General features: G+C 38.6%; 23 protein-coding genes and 1 pseudogene. 14 read left to right on the top strand and 10 right to left on the bottom strand.

The genetic code is table 11. The annotated features are described in order from the left end of the window. Positions 1–139: 139 nt before the first annotated feature. Complete coding sequence (locus AC056_RS16835; RefSeq protein ID WP_077164284.1) at positions 140–682, top strand: GNAT family N-acetyltransferase; 543 nt, start codon at positions 140–142, stop codon at positions 680–682. A 149-nt stretch (positions 683–831) separates the two neighbouring features. Next, positions 832–1830: a cysteine synthase A gene (gene cysK / locus AC056_RS16840; RefSeq protein ID WP_077164285.1), complete on the top strand. Its 999-nt coding sequence runs from the start codon at positions 832–834 to the stop codon at positions 1828–1830. A 51-nt stretch (positions 1831–1881) separates the two neighbouring features. Here the strand turns inward: cysK and AC056_RS16845 are convergent, their stop codons facing one another. The 4 genes from AC056_RS16845 to AC056_RS16860 form a co-directional block, all read right to left on the bottom strand. Further along, positions 1882–2490: a lytic transglycosylase domain-containing protein gene (locus AC056_RS16845; protein WP_077164286.1), complete on the bottom strand. Its 609-nt coding sequence runs from the start codon at positions 2488–2490 to the stop codon at positions 1882–1884. Positions 2491–2782: 292 nt separating this feature from the next. After that, the gene (locus AC056_RS16850; RefSeq protein ID WP_077164287.1) at positions 2783–2995 is read right to left on the bottom strand and encodes a DUF2798 domain-containing protein; all 213 of its coding nucleotides are present in this window, start codon (positions 2993–2995) and stop codon (positions 2783–2785) included. A 4-nt stretch (positions 2996–2999) separates the two neighbouring features. After that, positions 3000–3566 carry a flavodoxin family protein gene (locus AC056_RS16855; RefSeq protein ID WP_077164288.1) on the bottom strand — a complete coding sequence of 189 codons (567 nt, stop codon included), beginning with the start codon at positions 3564–3566 and terminating at the stop codon, positions 3000–3002. An 18-nt stretch (positions 3567–3584) separates the two neighbouring features. Continuing rightward, a complete protein-coding gene (locus tag AC056_RS16860; RefSeq protein ID WP_077164289.1) occupies positions 3585–4070 on the bottom strand; it encodes a DUF2938 domain-containing protein in 486 nt (161 codons plus the stop codon). 81 nt (positions 4071–4151) lie between these two features. Between AC056_RS16860 and AC056_RS16865 the strand changes: the two genes are divergently transcribed. From AC056_RS16865 to AC056_RS16880, 4 genes are all read left to right on the top strand, one after another. After that, on the top strand, positions 4152–4556 hold the full coding sequence (locus tag AC056_RS16865) for a helix-turn-helix domain-containing protein (RefSeq protein WP_077164290.1): 405 nt from the start codon (positions 4152–4154) through the stop codon (positions 4554–4556). A 146-nt stretch (positions 4557–4702) separates the two neighbouring features. Next, positions 4703–5962 carry an esterase-like activity of phytase family protein gene (locus AC056_RS16870; RefSeq protein ID WP_077164291.1) on the top strand — a complete coding sequence of 420 codons (1260 nt, stop codon included), beginning with the start codon at positions 4703–4705 and terminating at the stop codon, positions 5960–5962. A gap of 216 nt (positions 5963–6178) precedes the next feature. Further along, positions 6179–8557: a YgiQ family radical SAM protein gene (locus AC056_RS16875; RefSeq protein ID WP_077164292.1), complete on the top strand. Its 2379-nt coding sequence runs from the start codon at positions 6179–6181 to the stop codon at positions 8555–8557. A 315-nt stretch (positions 8558–8872) separates the two neighbouring features. Continuing rightward, positions 8873–9373: a DUF2726 domain-containing protein gene (locus tag AC056_RS16880; RefSeq protein ID WP_077164293.1), complete on the top strand. Its 501-nt coding sequence runs from the start codon at positions 8873–8875 to the stop codon at positions 9371–9373. 145 nt (positions 9374–9518) lie between these two features. On the opposite strand, the gene AC056_RS16885 is transcribed toward AC056_RS16880, so the two are convergent. Beyond that, positions 9519–9872, bottom strand: coding sequence for a RidA family protein (locus tag AC056_RS16885; RefSeq protein ID WP_077164294.1), 354 nt, complete (start codon positions 9870–9872; stop codon positions 9519–9521). A gap of 192 nt (positions 9873–10064) precedes the next feature. Here AC056_RS16885 and AC056_RS19970 point away from each other — a divergent pair. Further along, positions 10065–10127 (top strand): annotated as a pseudogene (locus AC056_RS19970) (hypothetical protein); the annotation flags it as partial. A 58-nt stretch (positions 10128–10185) separates the two neighbouring features. On the opposite strand, the gene dinB reads toward AC056_RS19970, so the two are convergent. The 4 genes from dinB to AC056_RS16905 form a co-directional block, all read right to left on the bottom strand. Continuing rightward, complete coding sequence (dinB, locus tag AC056_RS16890) at positions 10186–11241, bottom strand: DNA polymerase IV (RefSeq protein ID WP_019456983.1); 1056 nt, start codon at positions 11239–11241, stop codon at positions 10186–10188. Between the two features lies 1 nt (position 11242). Further along, positions 11243–12001: a GH25 family lysozyme gene (locus tag AC056_RS16895; RefSeq protein WP_077164295.1), complete on the bottom strand. Its 759-nt coding sequence runs from the start codon at positions 11999–12001 to the stop codon at positions 11243–11245. Positions 12002–12078: 77 nt separating this feature from the next. After that, positions 12079–13470, bottom strand: a complete 1392-nt coding sequence (gene mdtD, locus AC056_RS16900) for a multidrug transporter subunit MdtD (protein ID WP_077164296.1) — start codon at positions 13468–13470, stop codon at positions 12079–12081. A 168-nt stretch (positions 13471–13638) separates the two neighbouring features. Next, positions 13639–14262 (bottom strand): TIGR00730 family Rossman fold protein, encoded by a 624-nt coding sequence (locus tag AC056_RS16905; RefSeq protein ID WP_213033509.1) that lies wholly within the window; start codon positions 14260–14262, stop codon positions 13639–13641. A gap of 326 nt (positions 14263–14588) precedes the next feature. Between AC056_RS16905 and AC056_RS16910 the strand changes: the two genes are divergently transcribed. The 6 genes from AC056_RS16910 to AC056_RS16935 all read left to right on the top strand — a co-directional run bounded on the left by AC056_RS16910 (position 14589) and on the right by AC056_RS16935 (position 23313). Next, complete coding sequence (locus tag AC056_RS16910) at positions 14589–16181, top strand: TerC family protein (RefSeq protein ID WP_077164297.1); 1593 nt, start codon at positions 14589–14591, stop codon at positions 16179–16181. A gap of 221 nt (positions 16182–16402) precedes the next feature. Further along, positions 16403–16870, top strand: a complete 468-nt coding sequence (locus AC056_RS16915) for a YchJ family protein (RefSeq protein WP_077164298.1) — start codon at positions 16403–16405, stop codon at positions 16868–16870. Positions 16871–16915: 45 nt separating this feature from the next. After that, positions 16916–17560, top strand: a complete 645-nt coding sequence (locus AC056_RS16920; RefSeq protein WP_077164299.1) for a trimeric intracellular cation channel family protein — start codon at positions 16916–16918, stop codon at positions 17558–17560. A gap of 84 nt (positions 17561–17644) precedes the next feature. Beyond that, complete coding sequence (locus tag AC056_RS16925; RefSeq protein WP_077164300.1) at positions 17645–18964, top strand: MFS transporter; 1320 nt, start codon at positions 17645–17647, stop codon at positions 18962–18964. A gap of 152 nt (positions 18965–19116) precedes the next feature. After that, positions 19117–21336, top strand: coding sequence for a DNA topoisomerase IV subunit A (parC, locus tag AC056_RS16930; protein ID WP_049066816.1), 2220 nt, complete (start codon positions 19117–19119; stop codon positions 21334–21336). A gap of 297 nt (positions 21337–21633) precedes the next feature. Further along, positions 21634–23313 (top strand): long-chain-fatty-acid--CoA ligase, encoded by a 1680-nt coding sequence (locus tag AC056_RS16935; protein WP_004699291.1) that lies wholly within the window; start codon positions 21634–21636, stop codon positions 23311–23313. 42 nt (positions 23314–23355) lie between these two features. Here AC056_RS16935 and AC056_RS16940 read toward each other — a convergent pair whose 3' ends face one another. Beyond that, the gene (locus AC056_RS16940) at positions 23356–23739 is read right to left on the bottom strand and encodes a hypothetical protein (protein WP_039254269.1); all 384 of its coding nucleotides are present in this window, start codon (positions 23737–23739) and stop codon (positions 23356–23358) included. Positions 23740–23845: 106 nt separating this feature from the next. Here AC056_RS16940 and AC056_RS16945 point away from each other — a divergent pair, with 106 nt between their 5' ends. Then, positions 23846–24244, top strand: a complete 399-nt coding sequence (locus AC056_RS16945; protein ID WP_039254267.1) for an MAPEG family protein — start codon at positions 23846–23848, stop codon at positions 24242–24244. Positions 24245–24327: the final 83 nt, after the last annotated feature.

The raw sequence follows: 24327 nt of genomic DNA on the forward strand, positions 1-24327 counted from the left end.
GGAAGAAAAGCGGAAAGTTAATTACTGATCCTTTAGAGATTAAATTTAATTCAATTAAATTAGCTTTTAATAAAAAAAACATTTCAGAATATTCCAATATTTGCTTAATCTATAAATACTTAAACTTGAGTTTTCATCTATGCAGTTCAAAATTATCGCAGCACAAGATCTAGATAAAAATCAACGTCATCAGATTGCTGAGTTATGTTTTTCTGCTTTTGATGAAGATCCATGGAGCCAATATGCTTTCATGCAAAAAGCGATTCATGTCGTTGGTATATTGGACAATCAAATTGTCTCACATGCCTTATGGACGGATAGAGTTTTTACCATAAATGGTAGTTCCGATGTAAAAACAGCTTATGTAGAGTATGTGACCACTGATTACACGATGAGAGGTAAGGGGCTTGCATCACAATTATTAAAACATTTAGTTGAAGCGTTAACTGACTTGGAATATGGACTTGCTGCATTACAACCGGAAGATGAAGCATTTTATAAAAAATTAGGTTGGACTACTTGGCGGGGTGATTTGTACATCAAACAAGATACATCTACTTATCTGACTGATGACTATGAAATTATGCTATATCCTTTGAGTATCCATATGAAAGATCTACTCTCACATAGTTCAGAGGACGATAGTATTTGCGCAGAATGGCGAGAGGGTGAAGTTTGGTAGTTCTAATGATCTAATAAATTCATTTTTTTATTCTGTCTAAAATAGATGTAGCTATCATTTTTTCATATTACTTAACTTTTTCTACTTTCCTGTTTATTAGACAAGCCTATAATGATTCAGAATCATTCCAAATCTAATAAGGATATAACATGTCTACCGATCAGCAATTTCCAACTCCCAACAATTTAGGTATCGCGGTATATTCAAATAATGCCGAAGCCATTGGTAATACACCTTTAGTACGTATTAACCGATTGATTAAAACAGGTGTAAACGTATTAGCAAAAGTGGAAAGCCGTAACCCTGCATTTTCTGTGAAATGCCGCATCGGAGCGGCACTTATTGCAGATGCGGAAAAGCGTGGTGTATTAAAAGAAGGTATGCATATTGTTGAGCCAACTAGTGGTAATACTGGTATTGCATTGGCATTTGTAGCTGCGGCAAAAGGTTATCCAATTACTCTAACTATGCCTGCCAGTATGAGCCTTGAGCGTAGAAAAGTATTAAAAGCTTTAGGTGCTAATTTGGTATTAACTGAACCCGCGAAAGGAATGAAAGGTGCAGTTGATGAGGCTGTACGATTAGCAACTGAACAGCCAGATCTTTATTTCTTGCCACAACAATTTGAAAATCCAGCGAATCCACAAATTCATGTAGACACAACTGGTCCTGAAATTTGGCAAGCTACAGGTGGGCAAGTCGATATTTTAGTTGCGGGCGTCGGTACTGGCGGTACGATTACAGGTATTTCTCATTATTTTGAACAAGTTCAAAATAAGCCATTGTACTCTGTAGCAGTTGAACCTGCTGAATCTCCAATTATTACTCAAACTAAAAATGGTGAGAACATTACACCTGCACCGCATAAAATTCAGGGAATTGGTGCGAACTTTATTCCAAAGAATCTTGATTTGAACCTTGTGGATGAAGTCTTACCAGTGACTAGCGAAGAAGCAATTCAATGGGCGAGAAACTGTGCAACTCAAGAAGGTATTTTAGTGGGTATTTCAAGTGGAGCTGCATTGGCAGCCGCTGCTAAAATTGCAGAGCGTCCTGAAAATGCTGGTAAAACCATTGTTGTTATTCTGCCAGATAGTGGGGAACGTTATCTGTCTTCTGTGTTATTTGAAGGTTTATTTGACGAATAAAATTAACCGCATAAAAAAGCCCATCCATTGATGGGCTTTTGTTTAAGTTTTTTATAGAGCATTTTTTAAATTTTTTTGATGATGCTTAATAGATCGGGCATATTTTTTCGCTTTGTGACGGGTCCAGAAGCTTCGATCATATCCTGTTGGCCCAACATTATAATAAGCCGTGGCTTTGAACCAGCTATCTGCGGTTTGATAGTAATGATTTAAAATATAAGCACCACATTGGATATTTGTAGATTCATCATACAAATTACCAGCACAAGTTTGTTGCCAATAGCTTGGAATAATTTGAGTTAAACCAACAGCCCCAGTTGGAGAACGGGCATTACTATTGTAGTTCGACTCTTGTCTGATAACTGCCGCGAGTAAAAGTGGAGGAACATTATATTTGTCAGCACTTTGAATAATCATAGGAGATAATCGATTGGCTGTACTCGGCGGAACGGAATAAGCTTTTTGTAAGCCAGATGATAGTTTATTTGAACGCCAAGTAAATGAGCCACTATTAGGGCCTAAGCTTGTACATCCTGTCATGATGATCATTAAAAAAGTTATGAGAAATTTCAGACCAAGGATGTGTAATTGTGATGGTTCAAAACGATTTTGGGTTAAAGATGAGGTAAGCAAAATACAAAACCAATAATGAAGTTTCAAATAAAATGATGGTATTTAGCCGTACTTATCGGATCAATATTAGTTATGTTGCTTAGCACATCTAAAAAGTAAGAATTTTGTATAAGTGAAATGAAAAAACCCCGACATCCTGTCGAGGTTCCTTCGTATTCAGCTTTATGTAGCTAACTCCTGTCAACTACCGCTTCCTGCGTTCTTATTCTTCTTCAATGAGACATCCTGTCTCTCTATGATTCATATATTATGAAATAATACTAAAGCTGAATATCCGCAAATCACCGCAATTTTTGTACGTTTTAACTTACAGATCAACTTACTTAAATACAATGTCGACTAGTTTCTGGGCGATAGGAGCACAAATCAATACACTTGGAAAAGCCAGTATCCATGCAATAATCCAATCTGATACCCACAATGAAACGAAGTGATCATTTAGTCCTACTACTTTAAAAGTTGAAACACCTGAAACGATAAAAGACATCATTCCCGATAAAATTAAGAGGAATAAAAGTTTCTGTGCCTTCATGGTTTTATATTCCTTGATAAGCACTTAAGGTCAATGCAAAATTTTCTCCAAATTGTTGAGCAGTTTTAATATCTCCTTCATCAAACCTATTGGCATTACTACCATGTTCAGCGTGAGCCATTAAGCCTGACCATGAACCGAGACGGTTGGCTGCTTGAGTATAAGGAATACCTTGGTGTTGCTCAGGCATAATCGGGTTGCCGATCCATAACATGCCGTGTTGCATACAAAAGGTAAAAATTGAAATTAGTGTCGATTGTTTATCACCAGCGGGAAGAGAGGAAATGGTAAATCCAGCTGCAAGCTTTCCTTTAAAGCTTTGCTTTTTCCATAATGGACCCGTTGCATCCATGAGTTGTTTTAACTTGGAAGACACGCCACCTAAATATGTAGGAGATCCCCAAATTAAACCATCATATTTGATAAGAATTTCTGGAGTGTTGATAAGATCTTCGGCATTTAGTAAATCTACTTCAATATCTTGATGACTCAAAATGCCAGTTTGAATTTGCTGAGCGATAAATTGGGTATGCCCTTGGCGACTATAGTAAATAATGGCAACAGTTTTCATGGATAGTTTCCTTTTTATCTAAATTTGAAATAGTTTTGCAGTGAGATATAAACCACAGCCAAAAACGCTATGGTTCAGTAAACTTTTTAGACAGTTCAGAAAAGGATGCGGGGTTTTTGACGAAGCAAAACCACTACCCATGGCGGGTTGCATAATAAAAAAGGGAATGAGAACAGTGACTACACCAAATAGTAGTGCTGAGTAAAACTGAGGATGAATGAGCCAATCTGAGCCGACAATGAGAAGAAAGCTCACTGCAAAGATCAACCCAACACTATAATGAGCAATCCAGCCCAATAAATATTCACCCTTAATTTGAGGGCTTTGAGCGATAGATTGATGGATGAGTTTTCCTTGAACTATCCAACCTACCCAGCGTCCGAGAAAGGCAAAATTTAAGGTCGGTATCTTAAATATTTTTAGTATTAACAGCCATATATCCATAATGACTGTTGCACCAACACCAAGACATAAAGCTTGGAAGAATAATGTGGAGGTATTCATTTTTACACCTTGCTTTTATACGTATGAAACGTGATAAATTTATTGTGCAAGTTCAAGTTCACTTGAAGTCAAGAGGTGATTATGGATATTGGTGAAGTTGCTAAAAAGGCAAAAGTCACAACCGCTACACTACGTTTTTATGAAGAGAAGGGGCTAATTAAGTCGATTGGGCGGCAAGGTTTACGTCGGCAATATGGTAAGCAGGTGCTTGATCAACTGGCACTCATTGCTTTAGGCCGTGCTGCAGGTTTCTCTTTAAATGAGATCGCTACAATGTTTGGGCAAGATGGTAAGCCTGATCTTGATCGGCAAAAACTAAAAGATAAAGCTGAACAACTAGAGCAAATGGCAAAGCGATTACATTTTATTAGTCAAGGATTACAACATGCTGCTGTATGTCCTGCTGAAAATCATATGGAATGCCCAACTTTTCAGAAATTTTTAAAAGCAGCAATTGCTGGAGAATATCAGCCAACGAAACTTTAATTCTTTTGATGAAGTCATTTAGTTTGTGTTTGTATTGAACAGTTGAGTTTGTCATATTTTCGCCATAAAGATTTCATCTTTTTGAAGCAAAAACTTCATATAAGCTTGATTAAATTTGCTTAATTTTTTACCAAATGTATAAAATCATGAGCAAAAAAACTTTAGTCGCCTTATTATGCTGCGCCAGTTTAGGATTGTCGGCATGTAACGATGACAACGACCAAGAACAAACCTCACCTACAGAAAACGTTACCGAACCAACTTTAATTTCTTTTGCCAAATTGCCTGTAGAAACCTATGCTGCTGGCCCAGACTCTGGTGCATATGTAAAGGGTGCAAATGGAATTTATCCTCCATTTAAAGGCCAGCCTGTACAAGGTTTTTCGGCTGCATTAAAAAATGAAGATGGTAGCTATATGGCAATGGCCGATAATGGCTTTGGTACACAAGATAATTCAGCAGACTTTTTGCTTCGTATTTATAAATTAAAACCTGATTTCAAAACTAAAGCCAAAGGTACAGGGCAAGTTACTTTACAAAGCTTTATTCAATTGCGTGATCCAAACAAGTTAATTCCTTTTTATATCGTAAATGGTAACACGCCTGAGCGTTTATTAACGGGTGCTGATTTTGACCCAGAGTCAATGCAACGTACTAGCGATGGCACTTATTGGATTGGGGATGAGTTTGGACCTTATTTACTTCATTTTTCAGCCGATGGTGTGTTACTAGATGCACCTATCGCTTTACCAAATCCATTAAATCCGACCCAAGAATTACGTTCACCACAAAATCAGTTTAATAAAGCACAAATTAATTTTGTGGAGCCTTTGGTTCAGCAAAGTGGTGGTTTTGAAGGAATGGCAATTTCACCAGATGGGCAGTATCTTTACCCGCTTATAGAAAAGCCAATTAAATCAATTCGGGAAACGGAAAGACAGTTGCTGATTTCTCAATTCGACATTAAGAAAAAAGCGTATACAGGGAAATATTATTGGTTCCAATTAGACAGCAAGGCAACCAATATTGGTGACTTCCAACTCTTTAATGATAAAGAAGGCATTATTATTGAGCGTGATGCGACTCAGAATAATTTAGGCGGATATAAAAAATTAATCCGTATTAAATTGAATGAGTCAGGTCAGCTAGTAAGCCGTGAAGATTTAGTCGATTTAATTAAAATTGCTAACCCGAATATGTTGTATGGCACAGCTAGAGCAGGGGATATTGGTACGGGACAAGTTTTTGCTTTCCCGTTTGAAACCATTGAAGATGTGATTATTGAAAATGGTACAACGCTCACGGTACTAAATGACAATAACTTCCCTGGTTCAACAGGACGCAACGCAAAACTGGCTGATGATAACGAGATTATTCAAATTCGTTTACCAAAAGCTTTGTTCTAATACCTATAAATAAATTATGTTAAGACTACGGCGGATTTTATTCCGTCGTATTTATTCTGAGAATAAAAATATTGGACAAACTTTAATCAAATTAATTTCTATATTATTGTTTTCGTATGTTTTATAAACAAGGAAAATGAATGAAATTCATGTTAAAATGATCGGCTTTCATCTTTAGATGTCTCTCCTTCATCTGCTAGCCGAGATTCGCAAGCCATGTCTACCGCTTATACCATGCAAACTGCGCCAAAAGCGCTGTTTGATTACGACAAATATTGGGCGTCGTGTTTTGAACCAGCGCCATTTTTGCCGATGTCACGAGAAGAAATGGACCAACTCGGCTGGGATGCTTGTGACTTTATTTTAGTCTGTGGTGATGCTTATATTGACCACCCATCATTTGTATCGGGTGTGATTGGGCGTGTACTTGAAGCACAAGGTTTCCGTGTCGGAATTATTGCGCAGCCAGACTGGACCAATGTTGAAAGCTTCCGCGTTTTAGGTAAGCCAACAATTGCTTGGGGTGTAACTGCAGGTAATATGGATTCTATGATTAACCGTTATACGGCAGATCGTAAAATCCGTTCTGATGATGCATATTCTCCAAATAATGAACCAAATAAACGTCCTGATCGTGCTGCGACTGTATATTGCCAACGTTGTCGTGAAGCTTTCCCAGATGTACCAGTGTTATTAGGTGGTATTGAAGGTAGTTTACGCCGTATTGCACACTACGATTATTGGTCAGATAAAGTCCGTCGATCGATTTTAATGGACTCAAAAGCTGATTTACTCATGTATGGTAATGGTGAGCGTGCCATTATTGATGTGATGCATCGTTTGGCGAAAGGTGAAAAAATCCACGAGATTACAGATGTTCGTGGTACGGCATTTATTATTAATAAACATAACAAAGCATCAAAAGCAAAGTTTGTCGAAGTTGCGAGTAATGATGTAGATACGGTGGGGCGTGTTGACCCAATTATTAATCCATATGTCATGACAGAAGATATTGATGGCTGTGAGGTTGAAAAAGAAAAGGGTAACTCTTTAGCTCAGTATCAAAATTTCCAAAAAGAGATTGTTGCAAACCCGATTGTGCGTGAAGGCGACAAACTCGATGACGATACTCAAATCGTTCAATTAAAGCCAGCACCGTCAAAAGCAATTAAACACAAATTACCACCACGAGAGTTGGCAGTAATTCGCTTGCCTTCTTTTGAAGAAGTGGCTAATGATCAAGTGCTTTATGCACATGCAAACCGTATTTTGCACCTTGAAACGAATCCGGGTAATGCTCGTGCGTTGGTTCAACGTCATGGTGAGCGTGATGTGTGGATTAACCCACCTCCAATTCCTCTAACTACTGAGGAAATGGATTATGTGTTTGATTTACCTTATGCACGTTTGCCACATCCTACTTATGGTGATGCGCGTTTCCCTGCATTTGATATGATCAAATTCTCAGTCAACATTATGCGTGGCTGTTTTGGTGGTTGTACATTCTGTTCAATTACAGAACATGAAGGACGTATTATTCAAAACCGTTCGGAAGATTCGATCTTACGTGAGATTGAAAAAATTCGTGATACGGCACCAAATTTCACAGGCATTATTTCTGACTTAGGTGGTCCAACGGCAAACATGTATCGTTTGCATTGTAAGGACCCAGAAATTGAAAAGAACTGTCGTAAACCTTCTTGTGTTTATCCGGGCGTTTGTCAAAACTTACATACCGATCACGCGCCGTTAGTGCAGCTTTACCGTAAAGCACGTGCAATTAAAGGTGTGAAGAAGATTCTGATTGGTTCAGGTTTACGTTATGACCTTGCTGTACTCAACCCTGAATATGTCAAAGAGCTGGTGCAACACCACGTGGGTGGTTATTTAAAAATTGCGCCTGAACATACCGAGCAAGGCCCGTTATCTAAGATGATGAAACCGGGTATTGGTACGTATGATCGTTTCAAACAAATGTTTGATCGTTTCAGTAAAGAAGCAGGAAAAGAGCAGTATCTAATTCCTTACTTTATTGCTGCGCATCCGGGTACTTCAGATTATGACATGATGCACCTTGCTATTTGGTTGAAAAAGAATGGTTTCCGTGCCGATCAGGTACAGACGTTCTATCCATCACCAATGGCAACTGCAACCACCATGTATTATTCAGGCAAAAACCCGCTTGCTAAAGTCGCTCGTTATACTGAAAAAGTTGATATTGTAAAAGGTGAGAAACGCCGTCGTCTGCATAAAGCATTCTTGCGTTACCATGATCCAAACAACTGGCCATTACTTCGTGAAGCCTTAAAAGAAATGGGCCGTGCCGATTTGATTGGTAATTCAAAGCAGCATTTAATTCCGACTTATCAGCCAAAAGGTACTGAAGGGGAATATAAATCTGCCCGTAAGAAAAACTCGTCTACAGCAGGGGATTCGGTTAAACGAAATAACCAGCAAACGAGTAGTCATTCAAATCAGAAGCGTCCACAAAAAGGTCAGGTACTAACGCAACATACAGGTTTGCCTCCTCGTGAAACAGGTGAGAAGAGACCGTTTGGTGGGAAAAGTAAAGCAAAGTCAAAAGCACGTGGATAATGATAAAAAAGGCTCTTAAACAGAGCCTTTTTTGTTTTTCATGAGGTTATTTAAATCGTATAGTGAGATTTTTGCAGATTTAAAGTACAAAAAACGTAACGAATAATGATAAATATCCAAAATCTGACGAGCTGCACTTGATTGTTGTTGACTCTATGATTATAAATAATGTTGAGGGTGGCTAAATTTAAGCCAAGCTTGATAACTACAAGTGAAATTACTAAGTGAACCTTTTAAAAAACGGCTGTGTCGTTATCAATTAAAACAAAGCGTGATCTAGCAAAATCATTATAAAAAACTTAAAGGATTAGACCCATGTACTATTTAATTACGATCTTACTACTCTTTTTGACTGTCATTATGGCGGTGAAAAGCCTCTCAAGAAAACACCAACAAGACAGTGCTTTAAAGCGCCGTGCTGTATTAAGTAGTCATGAGCAAATGACCCTTACTCGTTTACAAACAGTATTTCCCAAATTTACCGTATTAGCTCATGTCTCATTTGATGCTTTATTAACAACTAAATATGCTCACACCCGTCGAAAATATCAAAATATGACGGCTGACTTTGTGGTACTTGATCAAAATTACCAAGTTTTTGTGGTGGTTATGCTTGAAGAAAATGGTTTACGTCGTGCACATCAGCAGTATGAACGCCGTTTATTACAACTTGCTGGTTACCGTGTACTACGCTACAGCAGTGTGCCTGATTATAATGATTTAAAAAGGGATTTATTGACCCCTGAATCAGAGATGGCAACTTTACATGCCACGCCGCAGTTAGAGCGAATCTCAAATGCTTTTGTAAAATCTTAATAAGTAGACATTATAAAATTTTGATTTTAGGGTTTATTAAAGACGATTTGAATAAAATACTGATATTAGAATTTTTTGAACTAAAAAAATGAGCAATATTACTGTAAATATTGCTCATTTTTTTATTGATTAAAACCAATAAGAACTAGGGAAGTACCGCAACGACAGTCATTTCTACTAGTACGTCAGGTGCGTAAAGTTTAGACTCTACACAAGTACGAGCAGGTGGATTTTCTTTGCTAATCCATGCATCCCATACAGCATTCATGGCTACATAGTCTGTTTCAATATCTTTTAGAAAAATCATGACTGAAAGAATATGACTTTTGTCAGTACCAGCTTCAGCAAGTAAGCGATCAATATTGTCTAAAGTTTGTTGAGTCTGTGCCGTAATGTCTACACTGGTGTCATCAGCGAGTTGGCCTGCTAAATGGACTAAATTACCTGAAATCGCAACTTCGCAGTAGCGTGAAGTCACGTGTAAACGTTTTACCGTCATAAAAATGCTCTAAAGTGTATTTATTGAATAGCTTTGATTTTATGAATAGATGCAGGGTTGGTGCAAGCAAGTACAAAGGAATTTAAGTAGATTATTGTGATGAAAAAAATCTAAGCCATGTATCAGAAGAGCCCTGTAATATTCGGATTTGGTCGTCACGCCAATCACAGGACGATATGCCTAAAGTAAAGGTTGCTTTGGCATGTTGCAAATACATGGGTAATGAATATGCGCTAATTAGATTACTGTAATTTTTGATCAAAAGGTAACTGTTTTTGTCTAAAACTTGTTCTTTTGAATAAAAAAACATCAATTATAATAATGAAAGTTGGAAGTCGTCAGCTTTGGTCTGTAACTGATAAACACCAATTCCAATAAGACGAAATTGGAAGTTTTCGGGAATGTGCATTTCATTTAAAAGTAAGAATAAAACTTGAATCAAATCTTGTTGAGAATGGATTGGAGTTTTAAAACTTTTACTGTGTTGTAAAGTCTGAAAATTTTTAAGTTTGAGTTTAATATTTACACCACGCGCATGGAGTTGTTTTTTCTCTAAACTTTGCCAAACTTTTTCAGCTAAGCCATGCCAATAAGGTTGGCACTGAGTTAGGGTTAAATCACTATCAAATGTGGTTTCTTTCGAAATTTGCTGACGAGCACGTTCAGCTTGAACAGGGCGGTTATCAATACCTTGGGCGTATAAATAAAGCTGTTGCCCATATTTCCCAAAGTGATGAACTAAAACCGCTTCTTCAATTTTTTGCAAGTCACCTAGTGTGTGCAATTCAAGCTGTTGGAGTTTTTCTTGGGTAACTTTGCCCACGCCAGGAATCTTTTTTAGTGGAAGGTCTTGAATAAAAGTAGCGACTTGAGATGGTTTTATTACACATAAACCATTCGGTTTATTCCAGTCAGACGCGACTTTTGCCAAAAATTTATTAGGTGCTACACCAGCCGAGGCGGTCAGTCCTGTTAGTCTAAAAATATCTTCCCGAATATGCATAGCCACTTCGGTTGCACTCGCGATTTGCTTTAAATTCTCAGTGACATCTAAATATGCTTCATCAAGCGATAAAGGTTCAATGAGAAGAGTATATTGCTGAAAGATTGAATGGATTTGAGCCGAGACTGTACGATATTTTTCAAAATTAGGTTCGATAATAACAACTTGAGGGCATAGTTTTCTTGCTTGGCTCATAGACATGGCAGAGCGTAAACCGAACTCACGGGCAGGATAAGAAGCTGCCGCAATTACAGCGCGCGGATGATGCGAAGAGATAACGACAGGAAGATGCTTTAGATCAGGACGCTCTCGCAATTCGACCGATGCATAAAAGGCATCCATATCGATATGAATGATTTTGCGCATATTATTGTGCTTTCACGATGCCTTGTTGCTGTAAAAATTGATGCCACTCTTTGACTGAACCCTCATAAACATTTAAGTCTACTGGCTTTGTCATGCCTTCAATTTTACCTTGATTACTATGCTGCCAAAAGAGCCATTTTCTTTTGTCTTTCAGTTCAGGTTTTCCTTCATAATCTCTAACCCAAAGCGGGGTATTAGGGAAATTTCCTATTAACACAATATGGTAAAAAGTTTTGGAGATATAAAAGATTGGCTGTTTGCCATAATGTTGTTTTAAGCGGTCATGCATAATGCCTATTTCTTTAAGTAATTGTTCTTTGGTGTGTGCATTAATACAGTTGCTGTCATATTCGAGATCGATAACAGGTGGAAGCGCATCGATTTTTTTTGGAACAGTTGCAATAAAATTTTCAGCTTGTGTTTTACCATCACGACATAGACGATAAAAATGATAAGCCCCTACATGAAATCCATGTTCGCGTGCTTTTAACCAGTTTTCTTGAAATTTTGGATCTTTATAATCACCGCCTTCAGTCGCTTTTAAATAGACGAACTGGAATTTTTGGGGTGATATTTTTTTCCAGTTAATCTCTTCTTGATGATGAGAAATATCAAAGCCTTGAACTGGATAATCTTGAGCAATTGCTTTTTGTTGATAGAACAGACCGAAGTAAGTGAGAACCCCCATGACACAAGCTAAAACAATACCGATTACGGTGTTGTAGCGTGGTGCAGAAAAGGTTTTTGCCAGCTTGGTCATGCAAAACTCAGTATCAAGATTAAGCTCACATGATAGCGTGATTTACGAGCGAGAAACCATGCTAAAAATGCAACTGCTTACACAGGTGTATTTTTTGGAATTTGCCAAAAGATAAGCGCAGTAATGACGTTAATACAGCCTAAACAGACCAGAGTGACATGAAACGCTGTTGTGACATGGGCTGTACCATAGTAATTGGTAAATACATTAATGAGTGTACCTGCCAATGCAACACCGATACTCATAGACAGCATCATAATCATTGATAGGAAACTATTCCCACTACTCGCATCTTGTTGAGGCAAGTCTTTTAAAGTCAGCGTATTCATTCCAACAAACTGTAATGAGTTTAATGTACCAAACAAGAAAAAGTGTAGGGCCCTAAACCAAGTAGGCGTGTCGACAGTCATAATCGCAAAAGACGCAATACATAGACCCACTAATGTGGTGTTAATTAACAAAAAACGGCGATATCCCATTTTTTGAATAATAGGTCTAACAATTGGCTTAGAAAAAAGTGAACCTAGTACTAATGGAATCATCATTAAACCCGCAATAAATGGTTCAAATCCAAAAGCCACTTGCAACATGAGTGGTATGACGAAAGGTAAAGCGTTACCACCAAAGCGAGCGAAGAAATTACCTAAAATCCCAATTGCGAAAATTTTATTTTTAAATAATCGGCTACGGAATAATGCATTTTGATGAGTATGGGAATGATAGGCATACCAAAGCGTTGCAATTACGCCGACTATTAATAAAGAAATACTGAACCATTTGGAATATTCAGGAGAGGCAAGATGTTCAATACCTAAAGACCAGCCAATCATTGCAATCACCAAGAGTACAAACCCCATAAGATCAAAGGTTTTAACTGTAGGTTCTTTTACATTTGGCATGACCTTTAATGTCATTAATATACCGAGTACACCCATAGGAATATTAATAAGAAAAATCCAGTGCCAAGTTGCCACTTCAACTAACCAGCCCCCTAATGTTGGGCCTGCGAGAGGGCCAAGTAAACCTGCCAGACTCATGAGGCTCATAGCAGCTAGGAATTGAGTTCGGGGAATAATTTTTAAAAGTGATAAACGGCCAACGGGGAGTAATAGTGCTCCTCCCACACCCTGAATGACACGGAAAAATAAAAGTTCATTCAGATTTTGAGACAGCCCACACCCCAAAGAAGCTAAAGTAAAAATAATAATTGCTGATAAAAATGTATTTCTAACGCCAAACCGATCGGCTAACCATCCACTTAAAGGAATGCAGGCAGCAACCGACAAAACATAAGCCACCACGACGCTATGCATACGTAATGGGTCTTCATTTAAATGGTGTGCCATTGCAGGAATAGCAGTATTTACAATTGTGGTATCTAATGCCTGCATAAAAAAGCCAATAGACACCAAAAGTACGAGTAAGCGATATTCAGGTTGCAAGGCTTGGTGAGTCGGCGTGGCATTCATAACATTTGAAAGTTAACGTTTTGGTCTAGTTTAAAACAAATTGAAAGTAAAAAAAGTAAGACAATGTTGAGTACCCCTTTACTAAATCTAATTGCTCTTGCAGGCAACGGTGAAAATAGTAAAAACAAAAAAAGCGGAAGAACCGCTTTTTTATTGAGATAGGAGAGTTTACACAACAAATCTTTTTGGCATTTTTAAGTTTCGGATGACGTTGTAAATTTGATCGATTTCTTCACATACAATTAATTTTGCTCGGTGTTGAAGGGGAAGAAAACCTTCTTGAACCGCATGATCTAGCTGGGCAATTAATGGATTATAAAAACCATTTACGTTATATAAAATCATGGGTTTTTGGTGCTGATTGAGTTGGCCCCAAGTCGCAATTTCCAAAATTTCTTCGAATGTTCCTAAACCACCAGGTAATGCAATAAATGCAGTTGCACGCTCTGCCATCATGGCCTTACGCTCATGCATGGTTTCGACCACATGCAATTCGGTTAGTCCTGCATGTGCGACTTCATAATCAAGCATAAATTCAGGAATGACTCCTACAGCTTCTCCACCATGTGCAAGCACACTTTCTGCAACTTGGCCCATTAAACCAATGCTGGCACCGCCGTAGACTAAACCAAAACCTTGTTCAGCTATTCCGCTGGCTAATTCAATTGCCTTTTCTCGATAAATCGGCTTATTTCCTGCTCGTGAGCCACAATATAATGCAATAAGAGGTTGTGTTGTTTTTACAGATGTTATTGGTGAATCGTTTACTGCCATTGTTAATACGCTATTCATTGCTTTATTTTCACCTTATCACGTTCATATTTCTTGTCTACACTAAGCAAAAAATATGACAACTTTATAAGCAGTTTTATAGGAAAGACCCATGTTTTGTATGGGTTTGGTGAATACATATAATGATCAAATAAAAATGATGAATTTATGTTAAATCTTGCCTATACTGAAAATTCGTTTAACAACATATGAACAAATATGGGTAGTGGTTGTAGTCGCTCCGTTTTAATTTCTTGTCCTAAAAAAACATTATTCCCCCTTTGTCTAGGTACGCTTGTTGCGTTGCCCAATAAAGATAAAATCCACCCAGCACAGGAGCAGGATCAATGATCTTTGAATGGATGTCTGATCCGTCTGCTTGGGTAGGCTTAGCTACATTAATTGTTCTTGAAATCGTACTAGGGATCGATAACCTCGTTTTCATCGCTATTTTGGCCGAAAAACTGCCGCCAGAGCAGCGAGCTAAAGCACGTATAATTGGTTTAATACTCGCCTTAGGAATGCGGCTAATACTTTTAGCTTCGATTGCTTGGGTCGTGACACTCACCCAACCGCTTTTCCATATTTTTGATCATCCATTCTCTGGTCGTGATTTGATTTTATTATTCGGTGGTGTGTTCTTGCTTTTTAAAGGCACCATGGAATTGCATGAGCGAATGGAAGGTAAACAGCTTCATAAAGAAGATAATCCAGTCCATGCCGCGTTCTGGATGGTTATTGTCCAGATTGTTGTGCTTGATGCCGTATTCTCATTAGACAGCGTAATTACTGCGGTGGGTATGGTCAAAGAGCTGTCAGTGATGATGGTTGCTGTTGTGATTGCTGTGGGTATCATGTTGTGGGCTTCGAGACCACTCATGGACTTTGTAAATAAGCACCCAACAGTCGTTATTCTGTGTCTTGGCTTCTTAATGATGATTGGTTTCTCTTTGGTGGTGGAAGGTTTTGGTTTCCATATTCCGAAGGGTTACTTATATGCTGCGATTGGTTTCTCGATTTTAGTCGAAATGATCAACCAAACCATGCGCCGCAATCAAGAAAAGCTAGTCACTACTACAGATTTACGTTATCGCACAGCATCTGCAGTTTTACGCATGTTAGGCAGTAAAAATAGCAGTTCTACTTCCGATGCTCAAACGGCTGATAACGAAGATGTATTAGCTACACAAGCTTTTGCCGATGAAGTTTTTGACGAAGAAAACGGTGTTTACCACAGTGTGCTTGTACAAGGTGTACTTGGGTTATCTGAACGTCCAGTAAAGTCGGTGATGACTCCACGACCTGAACTTGAATGGATTGATTTAGACGATGAACCGGAAGTTTTAAAAGAACGTTTAATGTCGATGACACATTCACGTTTAATTGTTGCTCGTGGTGAACTTGATAATATTGAAGGTATCGCGCTTACGCATAAAGTTTTAAATAACTTTATTGAAACGGGTGTTGTCGATTTCCAAAAGCACTTACGTGAACCAGTTATTGTGCATGAAAATGCTCAAGTGCTTATGGTGATGGAACAGTTACGTCAGGCTCCTTTACAAATGGCCATTGTTCTAAATGAATATGGTTCAATCGAAGGTATTGCGACACCAATTGATATTTTAGAAGCTATTGCAGGTGAGTTCCCTGATGAAGACGAACTAGATGCAGCAGCTGAAAGCTTAGAAGATGGTTCTTTAATACTTGAAGGTTCAACCGACATTCGCCACGTATCACTTTTGCTTGGTCGTGACTTGGTAGATGAAAGTGAACAATATTCTACTTTATCGGGTTATTTGTTATTCCATTTAGGTCGTTTACCTGAAAATGGTGAAACTGTTGAAGCGGATGGTTATCGCTTTGAAGTTGTAACTATGGAAGGCCACAAGATCGAGAAAGTTCATATTGTTTCTATCGAACAAGATGAATCAAAAGATTAATTTTTAATACAATTAAAGAGTTATTTTGCCATACAGCCTCATAAGGTGATTTAGACTCGATTAAGTTTGATTAGGCAAACCTCCTTACTTTTCAAAGATGAAAAGTAACAAAAATCTTTGTTGGTCAGAGGGTACATCCGTGTAACCCCTGACCAACAGGCGACATCCATGTCGCCGTCCATCTAGCCAAAATTTGGTAAATCTTTTTTCTGAGAAACTTAATGACAGAACAAATTTGTCCATGTGGAAAGGGCAGTTATGCAGAATGTTGTGAGCCTTTACATTTAGGTACAGCAAAAGCCCTGACTGCGGGGCAGCTTATGCGTTCCCGTTATAGTGCTTTTGCATTACAACAAATTGATTATATTGTTCAAACCACAGCACTAGGACAGCAATCTGCTCTTGATAAAGAAGCTATTGCAGATTGGAGTAAACAAAATCAATGGTTGAGTTTGGAAGTCATCCAAGCCAAAGAAAAGTTGGATAAGACTCATGCACAGGTGGAGTTCAAAGCTCATTATCATGATGGAAAAAGTGCTCAAATCCACCATGAAGTTTCACATTTTGTGTATCACCAGCAGCAATGGTTTTTCCTTGATCCAACGGCCGATATGCAGGTCACTATGAAACAGCCTTGTATCTGCGGTTCAGGAAAAAAATTTAAACAATGCTGTGCACAATTCCTATAAGTTTATCTTAAAATACGCCCACCGTTTGGCCTGAAGGAAAGGGCAATGTTACTCACCGTTATTTATATTATTGCGATTACTGCCGAAGCCATGACTGGAGCATTGTCTGCTGGGCGTCGGAGTATGGACTGGTTCGGTGTCGTACTGATTGCCTGTGTAACGGCCTTAGGTGGTGGTTCTGTACGTGATGTACTACTTGGGCACTATCCTTTAACGTGGGTGAAGCATCCTGAATATTTAGTTTTAACGTGTTGCGCTGCCTTTGTTACCATCATTATTGCTAAATGGATGCGCCATTTACATAACATTTTCTTGGTACTTGATGCTTTAGGTTTGATTGGCTTTACCATTATTGGTTGTCAGATTGCCTTACAAATGGGGCATGGCTTTGTCGTTTCAGCCGTAGCAGGTGTTTTGACTGGAGTTTCGGGTGGTATTTTACGTGATATTTTATGTAACGATGTGCCATTTGTTTTCCGCCGTGAACTTTACGCGAGTATTTCTTTTGTGGCAGTGATCTGTTATTGGGTCTGTCAGGATATAGGTTTAAGTCTAGAACTTACTGTTATTTCAACCTTGGTATTTGGTTTTACGCTTCGTTTAATTGCTATTTATTTTGGCTTGGAAATGCCTAAATTTATTTATAAAGATGATGACGCAGAGTCGGCTTCTTCTACCGACGAACATTAATCATTCAGAACTTGATGTGGGCATGATATAACAATTCTATATATATGGTCTTGCTCACTTAATCTTTCCAGTAGAGTTAATCCTATGGATCTGGTTTCACGTATACAAAATCTTCCAATTGGCAAATTTCACTACACGCTTTTATGGGTAGTAGGGCTGGGATGGATGTTTGATGCGATGGATACCGGCATTATTGCTTTTATTATGACAACCCTTGTTAAAGACTGGTCATTAACACCAGCTGAAAGCGGTTGGATTGTCAGTATTGGCTTTGTAGGCATGGCTATCGGGGCAGTTTGTTCTGGTGCCTTGGCAGATCGTTTTGGCCGTAAAACGGTATTTGCGATCACGATGGCCATTTATAGTATTGCTACAGCTTTATGTGCTTTTGCCCCCGATCTAAAGTGGCTATTAATTTTTCGGTTTATTGTTGGTCTTGGACTAGGTGGTCAGTTACCTGTAGCAGTCACACTGGTCAGTGAATATGTTCCAGCTCATGTTCGTGGCCGATTTATTGTTCTGCTTGAAAGCTTTTGGGGACTAGGGTGGCTGGTTGCAGCGCTCATTTCTTATTTTATTATTCCTAAATTTGGCTGGCATATTGCCTTTCTTATGGGCGGCCTACCACTTCTTTATATTTTAGTGATTTGGAAAAAAGTCCCTGAGTCGATACCTTACCTGATTAACCGTGGTCGTATTGAAGAGGCGCATGCACTGGTACAAAAACTAGAAGCCGAAGCATGCGTGCAAATTGTTCATCATATTGAAGTCGTGCCTGTGGCGATGCGACAAAAAGTTTCATTTAAACAGCTCTGGAGTGGTCAATTTGCTCGTAGAAGTTTAATGCTCTGGCTCATCTGGTTTGGAATTGTGTATTCCTATTATGGGATCTTTACTTGGTTACCAAGTTTATTGGTAAAACAAGGCTACGATGTTGTTAAGTCATTTGAATATGTATTGCTTATGATTTTGGCGCAACTACCTGGCTACTTAGCGGCTGCTTGGTTTGTTGAACGTTTAGGTCGAAAAATTACGCTCGCGGCATTTATCGGTTTTTGTGCCTTATCTGCATATTTCTTTGGACAAGCCGACAGCGTAAATAGCATTATGTTTTGGGGTTGTCTCATGTCATTCTTTAATTTGGGTGCATGGGGAGTGTTATATACCTATACACCAGAACAATATCCGGCCAATATCCGTGCCTTTGGTTCGGGTTGGGCATCGGCAATGGGGCGTATTGGTGGCATTGTCGCGCCAATCGTCGTGACTCATATGATGGTCGCTACAAACGGGTTTAATCACGTTTTTATGATGTTTACTCTTGTTTTACTTGCTGTAGCCTTGGTTATTTTGATATTAGGTGAAGAGACTCAAGGTAAAAGACTAGAGTCGATCGGGCTATAGTTTTGCCTAACTTTATAGCAAGTAACTAAAAATATAGAGAGATAAGACATAATTTGACGCTCAGGTGACAGAGTCCCTCTTGTGTCTGTAACATAGCCCACTTAGCATAATACACACTTAAAATAACGACTGATTTGGAAGATAAGCTGACTATGACCAGCCTTGCGCATCATGCGACAGAAAACCGCTCTGTAGCCGAATTTACTGAACAGGCTTACTTGAATTATGCCATGTACGTCATTATGGACCGTGCATTGCCGCATATCAGTGATGGCTTAAAGCCTGTACAGCGCCGTATTGTCTATGCGATGAGCGAACTAGGCTTAAAAAATAGTGGTAAGCCTAAAAAATCAGCGCGTACAGTGGGTGATGTACTTGGTAAATACCATCCACATGGTGACTCGGCTTGTTATGAAGCCATGGTATTAATGGCTCAGCCTTTTAGTTATCGTTATCCCTTAATCGAAGGTCAAGGTAACTGGGGAGCACCAGATGATCCTAAGTCATTTGCTGCAATGCGTTATACAGAAGCCAAACTTTCGGCTTACAGTGAGTTGTTATTAAATGAGTTAGGTCAGGGCACAACTGAATGGCAAGATAACTTTGATGGTTCATTAAAAGAACCCATTACGTTGCCAGCGCGTATTCCTAATATTCTACTCAATGGTACAACTGGTATTGCTGTAGGTATGGCAACCGATATTCCACCGCATAATTTACGTGAAGTGATTAAAGGAACGATTGCCTTAATTCGTAACCCACAAACTTCAGATGAAAAATTAGCTGAATATATTCCAGCTCCAGACTTACCAACCAAAGCTGAAATTATTACTCCGCCAGAAGAGTTGCTTAAAATCCAGACAACTGGTCGTGGTAGTTATCGCATGCGTGCGGTTTATACCGTTGAAAAGCATGAAATCGTGATTACCGAGTTACCGTATCAAGTATCTGGCTCTAAAGTGATTACTCAAATTGCCGACCAGATGCAGGCTAAAAAGCTACCATTGGTGGTAGATATACGTGATGAGTCTGATCATGAGAACCCAACACGACTCGTGATTGTGCTGCGTTCTAACCGTATTGATGCGGAAGCAGTGATGAGCCACTTATTTGCGACCACTGATTTAGAGTCAAGCTATCGTGTCAATTTGAACATGATTGGTGAAGATGGTCGTCCTCAAGTTAAATCGATTCGCCGTATCTTGCTTGAATGGATCGAAATTCGTAAGAAAACGGTAACTCGCCGTTTGCAATATCATTTAAATCGTATTGAAAAGCGCCTGCATATTTTGGCAGGTTTATTAATTGCTTATCTTGATATTGATACTGTTATTCGTATTATTCGTGAAGAAGATCAGCCTAAGCCAGTATTGATGGAACATTTCAATATTGATGAAATACAAGCAGAAGCGATTTTAGAGCTGAAATTACGCCATTTGGCAAAGCTTGAAGAGATGGAAATCCGTCACGAACAAGATGAGCTTGCTGAAAAAGCTGCCATTATTCGTGAACAATTGGAAAATCCTGAATCTTTGAAAAATCTGATTATTGGCGAACTAAAAGAAGACGCGAAAAAGTTTGGTGACGAACGCCGTTCTCCAATTGTTGCACGTGCTGAAGCTGTTCAAATTAAAGAACAAGATTTAATGCCAGCTGAAGCGGTAACAGTCGTTTTATCGGAAGCGGGTTGGGTTCGTGCAGCAAAAGGCGCAGATGTTGATGCTGAAAACCTAAACTACCGTGCAGGGGATCAATATTTAAGCCATGCAGTAGGTAAAACCAATCAACGAGTTTACTTCCTTGATGAAACAGGGCGTAGTTATGCCTTACCAATTAGTAGTTTACCTTCAGCCAGAGGCTTAGGTGATCCATTAAGTTCGAAACTATCTCCAGCAAGTGGGGTAGCGTTTATTCAGGCTTATTTAGATGATGATGAATCTGAACTAATTGCTGCAAGTTCAGCGGGTTATGGTTTTAAAACTCAAGTTAAACAGTTAGATACAAATGCCAAAGCTGGCAAGACATTCTTAACAGTGCCTGATAAGGCAAAAGCTTTACCGCTTATCTCTGCACAAAACATGACACATTTGGCTGTGCTCAGCTCAGCAGGGCGTTTGTTAATTTTAGATTTGGCAGAATTACCAAATTTAAATAAAGGTAAAGGTAATAAGTTGATACAACTTGAAGCGAAAGAGCAGATTTTATCCATGACAACCTTGAACCTAGATGAAATAATTCAGGTGGTTGCAGGTCAACAACATCTGAAATTAAAAGGTGATGATCTACAAAAATACATGGGTAAACGTGCTTCGAAAGGTCAGCTCTTACCACGTGGATATCAAAAAGCAAATAAACTGTTGATTCAGAGATAAAGCTAGCGTCTGGCAACATAAATACGCTATATATGGCAACAAGTTCAAGCAATGAACTGAACTTGTTGGTATTGAATAATGATTAAAAGGGCAGCAATTTGGAGTACGTAATTTGTACTCCATGCAAAAAATTTGACAGGGACAAATTGTCAAAACTTCTGTCTCATAATCTTGTTCGAAAGTGTCATGAATGTGCCAATAAGTTTTAAATATGTTCTGGCACCAAGAAGCTAAAGAATAGCTGGGGCATTGAATAACAGTTATTACTAAGGATTACGAATCGGAGATAATGGCATTATGGAAAAGATTTGGTTTGCAGAATACCAAAAGACAGGGATACCAGAAACAGTAGCATTGCCTGCAGAAAATACCTCAATTGTTGATATTTTTGAGCGTAATTTCCAGAAATTTGGTTCTCGTGATGCCTTTATCTTTATGGATAAAGCCATGTCATTTAACGAGTTGGAGCTTGCAAGCCGTAAATTCGCGACCTATTTGCAAAATTTGGGGTTAGCAAAAGGAACTCGCGTGGCAGTAATGATGCCAAACGTATTGCAGTATCCTGTAGTGGCTTTGGCGGTTTTCCGTGCTGGTTTAATTTTAGTGAATGTTAACCCGCTATATACTGCACGTGAACTTGAGCATCAGTTAAATGACTCAGGTGCTGAAGTTCTTGTCATTATTGAGAACTTTGCAAGCGTTTACCAAAGTATTCTAGGTAAAACTCCAGTCAAGCATGTTGTAGTTGCTTCTGTTGGAGACATGTTGGGTACACTTAAGGGTACTTTAGTCAATTTTGTTTTGCGTAAAGTGCGTAAACAAATTCCAGCTTGGAACATTCCGGGCCATGTTAAATTTAATAGCGCATTAAATAAAGAAAATCCAAGCAATTACAAACGTCCGAATTTAACTTTAAGCGATACAGCCGTGCTTCAATATACGGGTGGTACAACGGGCGTTTCAAAGGGTGCTGAGCTGACTCACCGTAATTTGGTTGCTAACCTTTTACAGTGTGATGGTATTTTCCAAAGTAAATTTGGTGCAAATGATGGGGCGAAAGGCGACCGTATTGTTTGTGCATTACCGCTTTATCATATTTTTGCATTCATGGTTTGTGCGATGTACGGTATGTACAAAGGACAGGCAAATATCTTAATTCCAAACCCTCGTGATTTACCTGCCGTAATTAATGAGTTGCGCAAATATCAACCATCATTTTTCCCAGCAGTAAATACATTATTTAATGCTTTAGTCAATAATGAAGAGTTTAAGCAACTCGACCATAGCAACTTAAAAATGGCGATGGGCGGTGGTATGGCAGTTTTACCTTCTACAGCAGAAGCTTGGAAGAAAATTACGGGTACAACCATTATCGAAGGTTATGGTTTATCAGAAACTTCGCCAGTAGCAACTGCGAATCCACCGACATCGACTGAATTTAGCGGTACGATTGGTATTCCATTACCATTAACCGATGTTGCAATTTTGGATGATGATGGAAAAGAAGTACCTTTAGGTGAACAAGGTGAAATCTCAATCCGTGGTCCTCAGGTCATGAAAGGATATTGGAACCGTCCAGATGAGACCGCTAAAGTGATGACAGCCGATGGCTTCTTCCGTACTGGTGATATTGGTATTATGGACAGCCGCGGATATACAAAAATTGTAGACCGTAAAAAAGATATGATTTTGGTTTCTGGCTTTAACGTTTATCCGAGTGAAATTGAAGAAGTTATTGCTAAACATCCAAAAGTATTGGAAGTTGCAGCAATTGGTGTTCCAGATGAAAAATCAGGTGAAGTGCCAAAACTCTTTATTGTGAAAAAAGATCCAAGTTTAACAACTGAAGAAATTTTGAACTTTGCTAAAGAAAACTTAACAGGCTACAAACGCCCTCGTTATGTTGAGTTTATGGATGAATTACCAAAATCAAATGTAGGTAAAATTTTACGTAAAGATCTACGTAAGCCTGCATAATTCTTGAATAATAAAAAAGCGCCATAGGGCGCTTTTTTATTATTAACGGTTTTTCATAAACCAGCGGTCTACATAAGGGCGACCGATTCCAACCATACCTACAAAAACAAGCATAGTGCCTAGTTGTAAACGCAGGTGAGTTAAATCAAGCTGACCATAACTCAGGTAATTATCTGCGAGGCAATATAAGCTAATTACAATCAGCCAATGCCATAAGGTAAGCCTTTTAATACCTACAGCAATAAAGGCAATCGTTAAAATCACAAAGGTACCTAGTGTCGATTGCCAATTTAAATTTGCACAAATTACACTCAGTAAAAAAGCGACGATAGGTAATACAATTTTAAATATGAAGTCTACCTGAAGCTGATTCTTCTTTTGCTTTTCTAAGACATCAAACAATTCTTTTTGATCAGGTTGTTGCATACATAGCCCTATAAATCAGTGATGACATGCGATTGCATAAAATTTCAGGTAAAAACGATCAGTTATGATAGCATGATCAACAGTATTTTCAGTGATGGATGGCACTATGCACGGCATCAGCAGCATTATCTATATTATTTTAGTGGCATGTTTGCTGCCATACGCATTTACCGTAATTGCAAAATTTAAAGGCGGTTTTCAACCCGTCGATAATCAGAACCCAAGAGATTTTCTTGCTAATACAAAGGGTATCGCTGCTCGGGCAAATGCAGTACAACAAAACAGTTTTGAAAGTTTACCTTTATTTTTAACAGCTATTTTGATGGCTGAATATATGGTGGTGCCTGAATACTTTATTTTGAGATTGGGTTGGGCATATATTATTTTACGTATCATTTATGGCATCTGTTATTTATGTAATTGGGCAACTTTACGTTCGATTGTCTGGTTTTTATCATTATTATGTCCAATATTTTTGTTGATCGTGACAATTAAGCTGACTTGAGTGTCATTCTGTCACCATTCATATCAACTTTCACGTGTGCGCATTGTATAATCGGCATCATTTTGATGATATCCACGTTATAA

Source organism: Acinetobacter genomosp. 33YU (assembly GCF_001990725.1).
Taxonomy (GTDB): Bacteria; Pseudomonadota; Gammaproteobacteria; order Pseudomonadales; family Moraxellaceae; genus Acinetobacter; species Acinetobacter seifertii.